17 protein-coding genes are annotated in these 14,961 nt (G+C 70.7%); 11 read left to right on the top strand and 6 right to left on the bottom strand.

All coding sequences use genetic code 11. The features are described from left to right. Positions 1-78: 78 nt before the first annotated feature. On the top strand, positions 79-1,413 hold the full coding sequence (locus VHD82_RS18690) for a PQQ-binding-like beta-propeller repeat protein (RefSeq protein WP_325705052.1): 1,335 nt from the start codon (positions 79-81) through the stop codon (positions 1,411-1,413). 41 nt (positions 1,414-1,454) lie between these two features. On the opposite strand, the gene VHD82_RS18695 is transcribed toward VHD82_RS18690, so the two are convergent. Then, complete coding sequence (locus tag VHD82_RS18695; protein WP_325705055.1) at positions 1,455-3,659, bottom strand: protein kinase domain-containing protein; 2,205 nt, start codon at positions 3,657-3,659, stop codon at positions 1,455-1,457. Between the two features lie 131 nt (positions 3,660-3,790). On the opposite strand from VHD82_RS18695, the gene VHD82_RS18700 reads away from it, so the two are divergent. Beyond that, a complete protein-coding gene (locus tag VHD82_RS18700) occupies positions 3,791-4,126 on the top strand; it encodes a hypothetical protein (protein ID WP_325705058.1) in 336 nt (111 codons plus the stop codon). Positions 4,127-4,333: 207 nt separating this feature from the next. Beyond that, positions 4,334-4,480 carry a hypothetical protein gene (locus tag VHD82_RS18705; protein ID WP_325705061.1) on the top strand — a complete coding sequence of 49 codons (147 nt, stop codon included), beginning with the start codon at positions 4,334-4,336 and terminating at the stop codon, positions 4,478-4,480. On the opposite strand, the gene VHD82_RS18710 is transcribed toward VHD82_RS18705, so the two are convergent. Beyond that, positions 4,467-5,303, bottom strand: coding sequence for an NAD(P)H-binding protein (locus VHD82_RS18710; RefSeq protein WP_325705064.1), 837 nt, complete (start codon positions 5,301-5,303; stop codon positions 4,467-4,469). The genes VHD82_RS18705 and VHD82_RS18710 overlap by 14 nt on opposite strands. Continuing rightward, the gene (locus tag VHD82_RS18715; protein WP_325705067.1) at positions 5,300-5,893 is read right to left on the bottom strand and encodes a TetR/AcrR family transcriptional regulator; all 594 of its coding nucleotides are present in this window, start codon (positions 5,891-5,893) and stop codon (positions 5,300-5,302) included. The genes VHD82_RS18710 and VHD82_RS18715 overlap by 4 nt, the downstream gene beginning before the upstream one ends. Before the next feature lie 185 nt (positions 5,894-6,078). Between VHD82_RS18715 and VHD82_RS18720 the strand changes: the two genes are divergently transcribed. From VHD82_RS18720 to VHD82_RS18730, 3 genes are read left to right on the top strand one after another with little or no spacing between them, the layout of a single operon-like run. Next, entirely contained in the window at positions 6,079-6,714 is a 636-nt protein-coding gene (locus VHD82_RS18720; protein ID WP_325705070.1) for a dihydrofolate reductase family protein, read from the top strand. Between the two features lie 7 nt (positions 6,715-6,721). Beyond that, complete coding sequence (locus VHD82_RS18725; RefSeq protein ID WP_325705073.1) at positions 6,722-7,045, top strand: YciI family protein; 324 nt, start codon at positions 6,722-6,724, stop codon at positions 7,043-7,045. After that, entirely contained in the window at positions 7,042-8,277 is a 1,236-nt protein-coding gene (locus tag VHD82_RS18730; protein ID WP_325705076.1) for an RNA polymerase sigma factor, read from the top strand. The genes VHD82_RS18725 and VHD82_RS18730 overlap by 4 nt, the downstream gene beginning before the upstream one ends. A gap of 159 nt (positions 8,278-8,436) precedes the next feature. Here VHD82_RS18730 and VHD82_RS18735 read toward each other — a convergent pair whose 3' ends face one another. Together VHD82_RS18735 and VHD82_RS18740 are read right to left on the bottom strand one after the other, a co-directional pair. Next, positions 8,437-8,808, bottom strand: a complete 372-nt coding sequence (locus VHD82_RS18735; protein ID WP_325705079.1) for a nuclear transport factor 2 family protein — start codon at positions 8,806-8,808, stop codon at positions 8,437-8,439. A gap of 113 nt (positions 8,809-8,921) precedes the next feature. Next, positions 8,922-9,305 (bottom strand): helix-turn-helix domain-containing protein, encoded by a 384-nt coding sequence (locus VHD82_RS18740; RefSeq protein WP_325705082.1) that lies wholly within the window; start codon positions 9,303-9,305, stop codon positions 8,922-8,924. 106 nt (positions 9,306-9,411) lie between these two features. On the opposite strand from VHD82_RS18740, the gene VHD82_RS18745 reads away from it, so the two are divergent. Beyond that, positions 9,412-9,780 carry a DoxX family protein gene (locus VHD82_RS18745; RefSeq protein ID WP_325705085.1) on the top strand — a complete coding sequence of 123 codons (369 nt, stop codon included), beginning with the start codon at positions 9,412-9,414 and terminating at the stop codon, positions 9,778-9,780. A gap of 12 nt (positions 9,781-9,792) precedes the next feature. On the opposite strand, the gene VHD82_RS18750 is transcribed toward VHD82_RS18745, so the two are convergent. Continuing rightward, a complete protein-coding gene (locus VHD82_RS18750; RefSeq protein ID WP_325705087.1) occupies positions 9,793-10,428 on the bottom strand; it encodes a TetR/AcrR family transcriptional regulator in 636 nt (211 codons plus the stop codon). Positions 10,429-10,601: 173 nt separating this feature from the next. On the opposite strand from VHD82_RS18750, the gene VHD82_RS18755 reads away from it, so the two are divergent. The 4 genes from VHD82_RS18755 (at position 10,602) to VHD82_RS18770 (ending at position 14,900) form a co-directional block, all read left to right on the top strand. After that, positions 10,602-11,405, top strand: coding sequence for an SDR family NAD(P)-dependent oxidoreductase (locus VHD82_RS18755; RefSeq protein ID WP_325705090.1), 804 nt, complete (start codon positions 10,602-10,604; stop codon positions 11,403-11,405). A gap of 32 nt (positions 11,406-11,437) precedes the next feature. After that, entirely contained in the window at positions 11,438-12,565 is a 1,128-nt protein-coding gene (locus tag VHD82_RS18760) for a DUF5938 domain-containing protein (protein ID WP_325705093.1), read from the top strand. Between the two features lie 64 nt (positions 12,566-12,629). Then, on the top strand, positions 12,630-14,150 hold the full coding sequence (locus VHD82_RS18765) for a long-chain fatty acid--CoA ligase (RefSeq protein ID WP_325705095.1): 1,521 nt from the start codon (positions 12,630-12,632) through the stop codon (positions 14,148-14,150). A gap of 78 nt (positions 14,151-14,228) precedes the next feature. After that, positions 14,229-14,900 (top strand): enoyl-CoA hydratase-related protein, encoded by a 672-nt coding sequence (locus VHD82_RS18770; protein ID WP_325705098.1) that lies wholly within the window; start codon positions 14,229-14,231, stop codon positions 14,898-14,900. Positions 14,901-14,961: the final 61 nt, after the last annotated feature.

A 14,961-nucleotide genomic window follows, 5' to 3' on the forward strand; every position in this document is an offset into this window, starting at 1 on the left:
CGATCTGTGCGGTCCGTCCGGAAAGACCGATCCGCACAGCTTCCGTCCGGAGCAACGCTATGGGGAGAGAACGCACAGATGCGGCGAGTACTGACCACCCTCACCTGCCTGGTGGCGGCGATGACAATCGGTGGCTGCAGCGGCGGGCCGGCCCCGACGTCACAGTCCGGTGTGGACACCGGGTCCGGGGCGCCCGCGAGCACCGCCACCACCCCGGCGGCCAAGACCGCCGACCCGCCGACGGCGTTCGACGCCGCCGCCGGAGTTCCCTTGCCCGCGAACGCGTTCAGCACGAACGTCGGCGGCGGCATCACCACGAAGTTCCTCACCCTTCGTGACCGCACCGCCTACATCGTCGCGCCCACCGGTATGACCGCCGTGGACGTCCTCACCGGGAAGCAGCAGTGGGCCGCCCCGGTCGAGGGCACCCCCGGCGACCCGGACAACCAGAGCGGCCCGTTCGTCAACACCACCGGGCCGCGGCCGCCCGCCGTCACCGACAGCCTCGCCGCCGCGGCCGTCCCGGTCCGGATGCCCGAACAGGGCACCACGCCCGCCTACATCACGCTCACCGTGCTGGCCGCCGACACCGCCACCGGCAAGAAGGCGTGGCAGACCGGCACCAAGGTCTCCGAAGACGAATACACCGACGCCGGCAACGCCGTCACCAAGGTCGTCGCGATCACCGACAAGGCCGTCATCGCCACCTACGACCAGGACGGCGGGTACGCCGGGGCAAGCGGGGTGCATCTCACCGTCGCGCTGGACCCCGCCACCGGCAAGACACTCTGGACACGCAAGGAGTACAGCGCGGGCAGTGTCCACGGAGACATCCTGGTCGGCATCGACTACACCATGATCGGCAGTTACCGGGTGCAGGCCGTCGCCCTCGACGTCGCGACCGGGCAGCAGAAATGGGCCGCCGAGTCCTCCCGTTCGCTCGGCTTCGTCCCCTCCGACCCCGCCCTGGTCGTGCTCGAGCAGAACGACAACAACCACGCCGACGCGTTCCTGCTGTTCCTCGACCCCGCCACCGGCGCCGAGAAAACCAGGCTCGTCGGTCCCGAGAGCGTCTTCGGTTCCGCCCCCGCCTACGGCGACTGCTTCTACGACGAGCAGTCCGTGCTGGTCTGTGGCTCGGACGGCGTGCTGACGGCCTACGACGCCACCACCGCGCGAAAGCTGTGGAGCCTCCCGGACAAGACCGCCAACCGCGTCGCGCCCGGCGTCAGCGCCGCCTGGCACGGCGCCGTTTACGGCACCACCCAGGGCGGCCAGCCGATCGCGCTCGACGCGAAGACCGGGAAGGACCTCTCCACCGAGGTCGGCATCGAACCGGACTGGGTGAGCAAATACGCGGGCATCGGTGTCTCCGACGACGGCACCCCGATGGCGTACCCCGTCGAAAAGTAGCGGAACCCGGGGGCACGGCGAGGACCCTCACCCGCGCCGCGTCAATGGGGGCGGGTGAGGTCGCCGGGCCGGAACGCACCGGCGGTGGTCTCGACCGGTGCGTCGAGATCGGCCTTGTGCTCTCGCGGATAGACCCAGCGCATCGCCGCGAGTGAGGCCGGTCCGGCGTACCCGCGTTCGTAGAAGATCCGGCCGCCGGCCTGGTAGCCGGAGACGGTGTACGAGGTGGCGTCGGACTGCTGGTGAGTGACCGTGCCGCCGCCGGCCTCGGTCTCCTGCACGATCCCGGCCAGGATTTCCCGGGCGGTCCGGGTGTCGTTGGCGCCCCACACGGTGAGCGTCGCGCCGAGGGAAGCGTTGGTGTACTTCATGCCGTCGCCGTTCGCCGGGGCGTACGGGCCGGCGACGTAACCCTGGGGCACGAGCGTGCTGAAACCGAAGCGGGGATTGGTGTACGTCGCCGCGCCCGGCCGGGCGGAGGACGCGGGCGCCTGCCTGCCGAGCATCGTCAGCAGCTGCGGCCGCAGGAGGTCCGCGAGCTCGTCGTAGGGCACGGTGACCGTTTCCTGTCCCGCCGCCATGATGCACCCGAGCTCGTACCATTTGATCAGGAAATCGGCCCCGGTCGCGGTGAACCCGATGTCCGCATGCGGCACGTGGTCGCCGCCGCCCGGGCTTTCGGACGTGTCGATGGACACCTGCTTGCCCCCGTAGCTGCCGATGGCCGGCGTACTGCAGAAGCCGTTCCTGGTGTGCGGGGCCAGCCGGGCAGTCAGTGTTTCCATCCCGGCCGCGGTGAGGACTTCGGGCCGGAACATCTCGCGTGGCCCCAGGACCTGGCCGGTGCTCAGGTCGACGTCGACCGTTTCGGCGAACTGCCAGCTCGAATGCGCGATGACCGCCGAGTCGAGCATGTGGTCGTAGCGGACGGACAGCAGGCCCGGCGTCTGCACCAGCACCTCCGCCGTCGTATGCGCCTTGAGCACGTCCCCATGCTCCCGGACCATGTTCAGGATGTCCGGGTCGGACAGTTCCTCGCGCAGGCTCCGCAGCCGCTCGTCGATGGGCGCGCGCAGCGCGTCGTTGACGCGTTGCTGCACGGCGGGATCCGCGTGCCCGGACACCTGCGGATACTGGAGCGAGTACGTGATGGGCAGGGTGGCGTCCTGCCCGTTCGCGGTCTGTACCGCGACCGAGAGCGCGGCTTGGCGTGGCGCGTCGCCGACGGTGGCATAGATCCACACCCCGCCCGCGACGAGCGCGCCGATCGCGAGGACCGCGATGACGATCTTGCCCACCGTGGCCGCGGCCAGGCCCGTGCCCGCCCCGCCCGCCGCCGCGACCGGGGCGGCGGCAGTGCCCGCCGTTGCCAGCAACGCGAGCGGGGTCAAGGCGGTCAGCGCGCCGACGGACGTGGCGAGGCGCTTCCAGCCGCGCCGTTCCCAGTCCTTGCCGTAGGCCGCGCGGGCGATGGCCTCGAGCTCGGCCACGAAAGCCTCCGCGCTCGGCGGCCGCCACGCCGGGTCCTTGGCCATGCCCCGGGCGAGCAGGGGACGCAGTTCCTCGGGCACTTCGCCCAGCGGCAGCGGGGCGGACTCGTGCAACGACCGAAGCCGCGCGGTGGTGTCGGCCTCGAAGGGGCGATGGCCGGTGACGCACTGGAAGAACACGCAGGTCGCCGCGTATACGTCGGTCGCGGGCCTGCCGGGCAGGCCCGCCCACTGTTCCGGGGCCATATAGGACGGTGAGCCCGCCGCCAGTCCACTCTGTCCGTCCAATGTGGCCAGACCGAAGTCCACCAGTTTCGACTCGCCCTCGCGGGAGACCAGCACGTTGGCGGGTTTGTAGTCACGGTGCACGACGCCGGCGGCGTGCGCGGCGGCGAGCCCGAGCAGCGAACCTTTCAGGATCGCCAGTGCCGACTCCGGGGCCAGCGTCTTCTCGGCGGCGAGCAAGGCCCGCAGCGAAACCCCGGGCACCGCCTCCATCACCAGCGCCGCGCCCCGCGGCGACTCGACGAACTCGAAAAGCCGCACCACGTGGGGGCTCGTGACCCCGCGCAGCAGCCACGCTTCCCGCCGGAACCCATCCGCGACACGCGGATCGGTCAGGAATTCACCGAGCAGGTACTTGATCGCGACCATTTGTCCCGAAGCCTCGTGCTTCGCGAGCACGACCCGGCCGAACCCGCCGGTGCCGAGTACGTCGACTTCGGCGAACCCCGGCACCTGCCACGTTCCGCTCACAGCAAGACATCAGATCATCAACCGTGGCACGCGTGCCACCGAAAGCGGGGATTTCGTCTAACAACCGTCTTACGCCCGACGGCCGGATCCGTCCGGGGTGAGTGTCCGCGGCCCGATGACCGGCAGCAGCGGTGGCCGGTGACAAGTTCGGGCTCGGGCCGCTGCTCGACACCGGTGTGCTGCTGCTCGGCCGCACGACCTGGGAGCTGTTCGCGAAGCTGTGGCCGGGCCGGACCGGCGAGTTCTCCACGAAGACGAACACCATCCCGAAGCTCGTCACCTCGCGCACGCTGACCGGCGCCGGCCGCTGGCAGAACGCGGCCCTGCTCGAGGACGAGCTGATCCCGGCCGTGCGCCGCCGCAAGGCCCGCCAGGGCATCATCGTCACCGGCAGCATCAGCGTCATGCCCTCGCTGGCCTGCCACGGCCTCGTCGACGAGTACCGGCTCATGGTGTTCCCACGGTGACCGGCACGGGACATCGCCTGTTCACCGGCCGGACCCCGCCGGTGAACCTGGACCTCGGCTCCGTCGAACAGAACGGGAGCGCCGTGCTGCTGCGCTACCGGGCGGCGGCGTAAGTCCACTTCGGACGGCCGGGCCCCAAACGTTGGCGTAGCCCGGAATCCGGTCCCTGATCCGGCCGGCGAGCGGCGCGGTGACGACGGGCCTGCCGTGCGGCCAGGCCAGGGCGACCTGTGCCCTGGTGACGACGCCGGCCCCGGCGATTTCCGCCAGCTCACCGGCGCGCTCTGGCGGGCTGCGGAAGACCGGTCGCAGCCCATGCCCGGGCTGATCCTCGACGGGCTCAGCCCGCGCTGACGCTTCGGGGTTCGCGGCCGAGGAGTTCGGCCAGCAACGGGCCGGTTCCCGCGAACCGGCCTTCGCGCGCGGCCTGGAACGTGGTGAGTGTCATCCGGGCCATCGCTTCCGGGGTGCCGCCCGCGACCTTGTCCGCGATCCACCGCTCGTCCTCCACGACGACGCGCGTGATCTCGCGGCCACTGGCCCGCGAGGCCATGGCGGCGACATCCTCGAACGTCACGGCCTGGCGCGCGGTGAGCGTGACCGGCCCGTCGAAGGCGCGGTCTCCGGCGAGAATGACCGCCGCCGCCTCGGCCGCGTCGGCGCGGTCGGTCCACGAGACCGGCCCGTCGGCCGGGGCCGCGATCACACCGGTCTCGCGCCAGGGGCCGAGCAGCCAGCTCAGGCTGTGGGCGTAGAAACCGTTGCGCAGCGCGGTCCACGCGATCCCGGAGCCGGCGAGGAGCCGCTCGGTGGCGGCATGGTCGCGCGCCGGGTGGAAAGGACTGCCGGCTCCGGCGCCCTGGTGGCTGGTGTAGAGAACGCGCCGGGCCCCTGCCGCGACGGCGGCCTCGATGCCGGCGCGATGCAGGCCGACCGCGTCGGCGTGCGGATCATTGGACGAGACCAGCAGGACTTGCTCGGCGCCTTCGAAAGAATGGCGCAGCGCGGCCGGATCCTCGTAGGAACCTTGCCGCACGCGCACACCGCGGTCGGCGAAATGCTTTGCCCTGGCGGCATCGCGGACGCTGACGCCGATCTGCCGCGCCGGGAGGCGCTTGAGAAGATGCTCGACGGTGGCGCCGTTGAGGGCGCCGGTCGCACCGGTGACGATGATCATGATCGTTTTCCTTTCGGGCCCGGCTTGCGCAGCAGTGGCAGGAGGATGTCGTCGACGAGGTGCTCGACGAAGCGCTCGTCGCACGGCTCACCCGCGACGACGATCCGGTGCACGATGACGGCCGGCGCGACTTCGGCGAACAGTCCGGCAGCGTGCGGAGCGAGGTCTTCGCCGCGCTCGATCGCCTTGCGCAGCGGCTGATCGGTCATCGCCGCCTCGTCCCTGCGCAGAATCCGGCGCATCTCCGCCGCGAGCCTGGGGTCACTGCGCATACCCGCGAACAGCGCGCCGAGCAGTCCGATCTCCTGCTCGGCGATCTGCCGCGCCAGCCACCGGACGAGCGTCACGAGGTTGCTTCGCAGGCCGCCGCGGCCGGGCTCGGGCGGGGTTTCGCCCGAGCGGTGGTCGACCGCGGCGGCGACGAGGGCGGCCTTGTCGGGGTAGCGGCGGTAGATCGTCGTTTTCGCGACTCCGGCGCGGCCCGCGATCGACTCCATGGACAGCTGGTCGTAACCGACCTCGGTCAGCAGGAGCAGTGCCGCGTCGAGGATGGCGACGTCACGGTTCGCGTCGCGCGGCCTGCCCGTCATGTGCCGCTCCCGCCTTTCGATACGCTACGGTCTCGTATCCAAAGTACAAGTGATCGGCGGCGCGGGCAAGCCGGGAAGGGGCCGCGAAAAAATTCCGGGTGACGGTGTCGGATCGGCGTGGTCGTGTTCGTAGCAGGGGTGAGGCCGCCCGCAAGGGGCGGCGCCGAGGCAGAGGAATCACGACCATGAAGCTGACGACCATGACTCAGGTGACCATCGACGGAGTCATGCAGGGCAACGGCGGCGCGTCGGAGGAGGACCGTAGGAACGGGTTCGAGCGCGGCGGATGGGCACTGGGGAAGGGCGACGACGAGACCAGGGCCTTCATCGCCCGGACCTACCAGCGCGCCGGCGCGTTCCTGTTCGGCCGCCGCACCTACGAGTTGTTCGCCGCGTCCTGGGGTCCGCTGCGCGAACACCCCATCGGCGCGGCCTTGCACGACGCCCCGAAATACGTGGCTTCGACTACGCTCACCGCGCCGGGCTGGCAGGACACGACCGTCCTCCGCGGTGACCTCGAGGCGGCCGTCCGGGAGCTGAAGGCCAAGCCAGGAGGCGAGCTGCAGGTGCACGGCAGTGGCCTGCTGACCCGGTGGCTGCTGGCGAACGAGCTGGTCGACGAGATGACGCTGATCGTGATCCCGGTGGTCCTCGGGCAGGGCGCGAGACTGTTCCCGGAGACCGGCCCGGATCTCGCGCTGGACCTCGCCGAGTCGCGGGTGGACTCGAAGGGCGTGACGATCCAGGTGTTCCGGCCGGCCGGGCGCCCGCGGTACGCGGGCGGCCTGAAGTCCCTGCCCACCGGACACCACGGGAGATGATGTCCGGATGAAGTACCTGGTTTCCGTCATCGACGACAAGAGCAATCCCGGCAGTACCGACCGGGAGCCCGCCATCAGCGAGTTCAACGAACGGCTGATGGCCGAGGGCCACTGGGTTTTCGCGGGCGGGCTCGCGGACACCGCCGCGGCCACGGTCATCGACAACCGGGGCGGGCAGGCGGTGTTCACCGACGGGCCGTTCGTCGAGTCGAAGGAGTACCTGGCCGGCGTCTGGGTGTGGGAGGCCCCCGATCTGGACGTGGCGCTCAAGCTCGCCACCGAGGCGTCGAAGATCTGCGACCGGAAGATCGAGGTGCGGCCGTTTCGGTGAGCGACGTCGAGGAGGCGGTCACCCGGGCCCACCACGAGGAATGGGCCCGGGTGGTCGCCGCGCTGACCAGGCGCTTCGGTGATCTCGACCTCGCTGAGGAGGCGGCCGCCGAGGCATTCGTGACCGCCGTCGAGCGGTGGCCTGCCGACGGCGTGCCCCCCAGCCCGGGCGCCTGGCTGACCACCACCGCCAACCGCAAGGCCATCGACCGGATCCGGCGCGAGAACAAGCGCGACGACAAGCACAAGGAGGCTCGGATGGTGTACGACGAGGCCCCGCCCGAACGTCCCGGTGCCATCGACGACGACCGGCTCCGGCTGATCTTCACCTGCTGTCACCCGGCGCTGGCGATGGAAGCACGGGTGGCGTTGACGCTGCGGATGGTCGCCGGGCTGACCGTGCCCGAGATCGCCCGCGCCTTCCTGGTCGCGGAAGGCGCCACGGGGCAGCGGATCACGCGCGCCAAGGCCAAGATCAAGGCGGCTCGCATCCCGTACCGGGTGCCGTCCGCCGAGGATCTCCCCGGCCGCGTCGCCGGGGTGCTCACCGTCGTCTTCCTGGTGTTCAACGAGGGCTACCTGGCCACCGGCCCGGACACCGATCCGGTGCGCGGGGACCTGACCGCCGAGGCGATCCGGCTTACCCGCCTGATCCGTGCGCTGCTGCCGGAGGACGGTGAGGTGGCCGGGCTGCTGGCGCTGATGCTGCTCATCGAGGCCCGCCACCCCGCCCGGGTCTCGGCAGGCGGCGAACTGGTGGCCCTCGGCGAGCAGGACCGTGGAGCCTGGAACACGGCGCTGATCGCCGAGGGCCACGGGCTGGTGCGCGAGCGGCTGGCCGCAGCCGCCGCCGGGGTGGCTCCGGGGCGCTACCAGATCCTCGCCGCGATCAACGCCGTGCACACCTCCGCCCGCGACGCGCGCGACACCGACTGGTCGCAGATCCTCGCCCTCTACGACCAGCTCGTCCGCCTGGACCCGTCACCGATCATCGCCCTCAACCGGGCCATCGCGGTCGCCGAGCTCGACGGCCCGGAGGTGGCGCTGGCGGCCGTCGATCGCCTTGCGGACAGGTTGGCCGGCTACCACCCCTACCACGCCACCCGCGCCGACCTGCTGCGCAGACTCGGCCGGAGTCCCGAGTCGCGAGCGGCCTACGACAAGGCCATCGAGCTGGCCGGCAACACCGCGGAGACCGCCGCCCTGACACGCCGCCGCGACCAGCTGCGGTAGCGCCGCGGATTCCGGTCGGAAGCCGCGTGCGACGGCCGGTCTTGCTTTCCGGCAGGACCAGGTTCGCGGACTTGCCCGGTTCGACGGAAGCTCGTCGGCAGCACAAAGCGGCCGTAGCGGGCGCCGGTCCACAGTGGATGGTGGACGGGGGCCGGCGCGTCATCCGGCCGCCAGCCGCACGCTCATCGCCTCGGCCAGCGCGCGCACGCCGGACATGGGGCGGATCATGACGAACAGCTCGGCGATCGCCCCCGAATCGTCGAGACGGAGGAAGTCGCAGCCTTCGATCTGCTTGCCGCCCGCGCGGGCCCGGAAGACGAGCGCCAGGTCAGGTCCGGCCGTCGTGCCGATCTCGCGGGTGTAGCGGAACTCCTCCAGCACGTCCGCGACGGCGTACAGAAGCGGTGCGACGGCGTCACGTCCGCGATAGGGCTTGAACACGACCGGGCTGCGGAACTCGACGTCGGGCGCGAGCAGCGCCACTGCCGCGTCGACGTCGTGCCCTGCCATCGCGAGGCCGAAAGGATGCATGTCCACCTCCGGTGATCGGACCATACCCACAGGACGCGGCGCGGCCCACATTCGTGACGGCACCGGCCCGGGCCCGGAAATCGGTGCCACGGCGGCGTTCCGGTCCGGTCACCTCAGCGGCGGCGTGCCGCCTGAGCGGACCGGTTGGCGTTGATCTGCTCGTGGTGGGCCATCGCCCACCCGGCGAGCGCCATCACGAGCGGCACGAGCGACCGGCCCAGTTCGGTCACCTCGTACTCGACCCGCGGCGGCACCTCGGCATAGGCGGTGCGCGCGACCAGGCCGTCCTCGACCAGGTGCTTGAGCGTCAGCGTGAGCATCCGCTGCGAGATACCGGCGATGGCCTGCTCCAGTTCGCCGAACCGCAACGGCCCGGCGCGCAGGGTGCCGATCACCAGCAGGCTCCACTTGTCGCCGATCCGGTCCAGCACCTCGCGGACCGCGCCGCCTTCGCGGATCCGCGGCGGGCTGTCCGTCTCCGAGGTGACCTTCGCCATAGCAGGGGCTCCTTTCCTGGGCACATACATCGATGTGCCTTTTGCGGCCATCCCCGTGCGCACAGACCATCAGGCTACGCACAAGAAGTAAGGATCGGGGAATACGGTGAACATCGCATTGTGGATCGTTCAGGGCCTGCTCGCATTGGTCTACCTCGCCGCGGGCGGGCTCAAGGTCGTGCGGGCACGCGAGCGGCTGGTCGCGACGGGCAGTCTCGACTGGATGAAGGACACCTCGGACGCCGGGGTGAAGGCGGTCGGGGTGGTGGAGATCCTCGGCGCGCTCGGCGTGATCCTGCCCTGGCTGACCCGGATCGCGCCGATCCTCACTCCGGTCGCCGCGGCCGGCCTGGTCGTCGTGCAGATCGGCGCGCTCCGGGTGCACCTGGCCCGCGCCGAACGCCGGCCGTTGCCCGCCAACGTGCTGCTCCTGGTGCTGGCCGCCTCCGTGGCGGTCGGCCGGTTCGCCGGCTGACCGCCACGAAGGTCAGCCGCCGGTGGACAGCAGGCCGAGTACCCGCGGCAGCTCCTCGCGGTAGCCGGCCACCGCTTCGTCCATTTCGGACAGTGCGAACAGCAGCGCGCGCTGGAAGATCCCGTCGAGCATGGCGTACGCGGTGGCCGGTGAGGCCGTGGGTTCGCCGCCGCGCAGTTCCGCGTAGCGGCTGATCACGCGCCAGATCATCGCCTCGCGGCGCTCGTCGATCTCCAGCACGTCCTTGCGGAACAGCTCGTCGAACAGGCTCTGGTTCCGCAGGTCGTACCAGAGCCGGTGCAGCGGCGCGTCCTCGCGCAGGGTCGCGAAGAACATCTCGGTGAACTGGTCCCGGAGCTGACCGGCCGTCGCGGAGCGGGCGACCACCTCGTCGTAGCGGGTGACGCAGACGGCTTCGTACTGGCGCACGGCTTCGGTGACCAGGTCTCGCTTGTCCTCGAAGTAGTAGTGCAGGACGCCGTGGGAGAACTCGGAGTTCTGCGCGATCTCCCGCAGGCTGGTCCGCGCGTAGCCCAGTTCCGCGAGCGTCTGCAGGGTGGCCATCGCCAGTTCGGTCCGCCGCGCCTGGAACTTGTCGACCCCGCGGCGGGCTATCCGGTCCCGCTTCGTCTCGGCGACCTCGGTCACTGCTCGTCCCTGTCGGCTGGCTCCGGGCCGCGGCCGCGGCACCTCCGGCAGTCTAACGCGACCGACAGTCTTGACAACCGTCCAAGAAAATCTTGACGACTGTCCAAAGAATGTTACTGTGACCCACGACGCACCACCGAGCGGGGCGGACGCGATCTCAAGGAGGAGATTCGATGACGAGTTACGACCTGGCGGGCCGCAAGGCCCTGGTCACCGGGGGCGCGCGAGGTCTGGGCGCCGGGATGGCCGAGGCGCTGGCCAAGGCGGGTGCCGCCGTCGCGATCGCGGACGTGCTCGAGGACGTCGGCAAGGAAACCGCGCAGGCGCTGCGTGATTCCGGCGCCACTGCGGAGTTCGTCCCGCTGGACGTGACCGACGACGCGAGCTGGGGAGAAGCCATCCCGAACGTGATCAACGCGCTCGGCGGGCTGGATCTCGTGGTGAACAACGCGGGCGTGGAGATCACCAGTCTGCTGGCCGACCTCGACCCGGCCGGGCTGCGCCGGATGCTCGACGTCAACGTGGTCGGCACCGCGCTCGGCCTCAAACACGCCTTCCGCGCCATGCGTCCCGGCGGCGTGGCGGGCAAGGGCGGCGCGGTGGTCAACATCTCCTCGGTCGCGGCGACGATCGCTTTCCCCGGTATCGCGGGCTATTCGGCGACGAAGTCCGGCATCGACCGGCTCACCAGGGTCGCGGCCGCGGAATCGGGCCGGCTCGGCTACGGCGTGCGGGTCAACTGCATCTACCCGGGCCTCACGCCGACCGCGATGGGCAACCAGCTCGCCGTCGACTGCGCCGAAATCGGCCTGTTCCCGTCGCCGGAGGAAGCCGCGCAAGCCGTCGTGGCGCTGACCCCCGGCGGCCGTCTCGGGCAGGTCGACGACATGGCCGACGCCGTGGTGTTCCTCGCCTCCGATGCCGCCAAGTTCATCACCGGCGCCGGCCTCCCGGTCGACGGCGGCATGGGCATGTGACCGGTTTCCCCAGGGACGAAAGGAAAAGATCCGTGCCTACTGACAAGCCCGTCGTCGTCTACGGCGCCTCCGGCTACACCGGGCGGCTCATCTGCGAGTACCTGCGCGAATACAACATCCCGTTCCTCGCGGCGGGCCGCGATCTCAAGCGCGTGCAGGAGGCCGTCGCGGCGGTACCAGGCATCGACACCGTCGACCACGAAGTGGCCGAGGTCGAGCACAGCGCCGCCGCGCTCGCCGAGGCGTTCCGCGGGGCGAAGGTCGTGCTGAACACCGTCGGCCCGTTCGCCCGCTGGGGCCACGAGGTCGTGCAGGCCTGCCTGGAGATCGGCGCGCACTACACCGACACCAACGGCGAACAGAACTGGATGATCGACGCCGACGAGCGCTACGGCACCGGGTTCGCCGCGCGGGGCCTCGTGCTCACGCCGGGACTGGCGCAGATGTACACCCTCGGCGAGATCGCGGCGAACCTCTGCCTGGAAACCCCGGGCCTGGACACGCTCGACATCCAGGTGTTCTGGAAGGGCCACCCGACGGTGGCCTCGACGAACACGATCCTCACCAACGCGGCCTTCGCCAAGGCGTACTACCTGGAACAGAACGAGTACGTGGAATGGCCGCCCGACGCCGGGCTCTACGACGTGGTCGTGCCGGGCCAGCACGAACTCGGCCTCGCGCTGCCGTGGGGCGGCACCTCGCATCCCTTGTGGTTCAAGAAGGACCCGCGGGTGGCCAACGTGCGGGCGCTGGGCGGGGTGTTCAACCGGCCGCTGATGCAGGCCGTGCCGCAGATCGTGGCCGGGGCGCTGCGGCAGATGGAAGGCAAGTCGCTGGAGGAGAAGTACCGGATCGTCGACGAGCAGTCGGCGCTGGTGCGCAGCGAGATGCCGCCGAGGGAGAACCCGCGGATCAACACCTCGCTCGACTCGGTGCACGCTTCGGGTCCGCTGGGCCGCGCGCACTGCGTGATCCACGGTAACTGCAACTACAAGCAGACGGCGCTGCTGAACGCGCACGCCGCCGCGCACCTGCTGCAGGAACCGCCGCGCCGCACCGGGTTCGCCTCCAGCTGCCAGGCGTTCGGGCATCGCGAACTGCTCGGCACCTTGCGCGCGTTCGGGCTCGTGCTCGAACCCATCCTCGAAGTCCACCACTGAGCCCGCCGTGCCGGCTGCCGCAGGGGGCGGCCGGCACGGCCCTGTTCCCACCGTGAGGTAAGCAGTGCGGCTGGCCGACTACCTGGACAAGGGCGCCTCTCTCGGAGCGGATTTCCCTTGCCTGACCATGAATGACGAGACACTCCGCTACGGCGAGGTGGTGCGGCGGTCCCAGCAGGTGGCCGGTGCGCTGCAGGCGTCGGGGATCCGCCGCGGTGACCGCGTCGCGGTGCTGTCGGGCAACGACCCGCTCGCGCTGATCTGCGTGTTCGGTATCTCCCGCGCCGGCGCCGTGTGGTGCCCGGTCAACCCGCGCAACGAGGCCGAGGAGAACCGGCAGCTGCTGGCGCTCTTCGGCTGCCGGTGCCTGCTGTACCAGGAGAAGTTCGCGCCGCTGGTGGCCCGGATCCGCGACCGGCTGCCGGAGCTGACGACGCTGGTGTGCCTGGACGGCGAGGGCACGTTCGCCGGCTGGATCTCGCGCGCGGGCGAGCCGGAGGAGATCCGGGCCGGCGGCGACGAGGTGTGCATGCTCGCCGGAACCGGTGGCACCACAGGGAAACCGAAGGGTGTCCGGCTCACCGCGGGGAACATGGCGACGGCCACCGCGCTGACCCTGATGAGCTATCCCTTCGGCGAACGCCCCCGCTACCTCGCGCTCGCGCCGCTCACCCATTCCGCCGGGGTGCTGACTTTTCCGGTGCTGTCGCTGGGCGGGGAGATCGTGGTCATGCCCCAGCCCGATCTCGGCGAGTTCCTGCGCCTGGCCGGACAGCACCGGATCACGCACGCCTTCCTGCCGCCCACGGTCATCTACGGGCTGCTCGACCATCCGGATCTCGACGCGACGGACCTGAGCTCGCTGCGTTGTCTCTGGTACGGCGCAGCGCCGATGTCCCCGACCCGGCTGGAGGAGGCGCTCACGAGGATCGGCCCGGTGCTCGGGCAGCTGTTCGGCCAGACCGAGGCGCCGAACATGATCTCGACGCTCGCCCCCGCCGACCACTTCCGCGCGGACGGAACCGTTGCCACGGAACGGCTTTCCTCGGCCGGGCGGCCGACGCCGCTGACCCAGGTCGCGGTGATGGACGCCTCGGGTGCCCTGCTGCCGCGCGGCGAGCGGGGGGAGATCGTGGTGCGCGGCCCGCTGGTGATGGACGGCTACCACGAGGACCCGGCGGCCACCGCCGCGGCGAGCACCCACGGCTGGCACCACACCGGCGACATCGGCTACCTCGACGAGGACAACTACCTCTACATCGTCGACCGCGCCAAGGACATGATCATCACCGGCGGGTTCAACGTCTACTCGGCCGAGGTGGAGAAGGCACTGGCCGCGCATCCCGCCGTGCAGGACAGTGCCGTGCTCGGCCTGCCCGACGACAAATGGGGCGAACGGGTGACCGCCGTGGTCCAGCTCCGCCCCGGCCGCGCGGCGACGGCCGAGGAGCTGGCCGCCTTCGTGAAGGAGCGGCTGGGCAGCGTGAAAACCCCGAAGCAGCTCGAAATCTGGTCCGACCTGCCGCGCTCGAAGATCGGCAAGGTGCTCAAGCCGGACATCCGCGCGACGCTCACCGGCGGCTGAGCGGCGGAGGTCGGTTACTGGCGAGTAACATCGGGGCCGGACCATCCCGGCGACGATCGGCACAGTAAGGAGCCCGCCATGCCGACTCTCGGCCAGCAGGACGAGGTGTTCGTCCTCGACCTCGGTGACGGTGAGAACCGTTTCCACCCCGACTGGATCGCCGCGGTCGGCGCCGCGCTGGACGAACTCGGCAACGCCGACGGCGCCCGCGCGCTGGTGACGACCGCGACCGGGCGGTTCTACTCCAACGGCCTGGATCTGGACTGGCTGTCGGCGCACGGCGAGCAGGCGCTGGACTACGTGGTTTCGGTGCACCAGCTGCTCGCGCGGTTCCTGTCGCTGCCGATGATCACGGTCGCCGCCTTGCCGGGGCACACGTTCGCGGCCGGGGCGATGCTGTCGCTGGCGCACGATTTCCGGATCATGCGGGCGGACCGGGGTTTCTGGTGCCTGCCCGAGGCCGAGATCGGCATCCCGTTCACCCCGGGAATGTCCGCGCTGATCCAGTCCCGCCTGGTGCCGCGGGTGGCGCACGAGGCGATGGTCACCGCTCGCCGCTACGGCGGACGGGACGCGCTCGCCGACGGGATCGTGGACCAGGCCGTCGCCGAGGATGCCGTCCGTGTCACGGCTGTCGAACTCGCCGGGGCGCAGGCGGGCAAGGCGGGGCCGGTGCTGGGCACCATCAAGACGCGGATGTACGCCGCGGCGCTGGATGCCTTGGGGGACAAGGAAAATCCGATGGGCTGAACTGTCGGTGCCGCCTCGGCGGTGACGTAACCCTCGCCGCGCGAGCACCCGGACCGAATGC

Source organism: Amycolatopsis sp., assembly GCF_035546795.1.
Taxonomy (GTDB): Bacteria; Actinomycetota; Actinomycetes; order Mycobacteriales; family Pseudonocardiaceae; genus Amycolatopsis_E.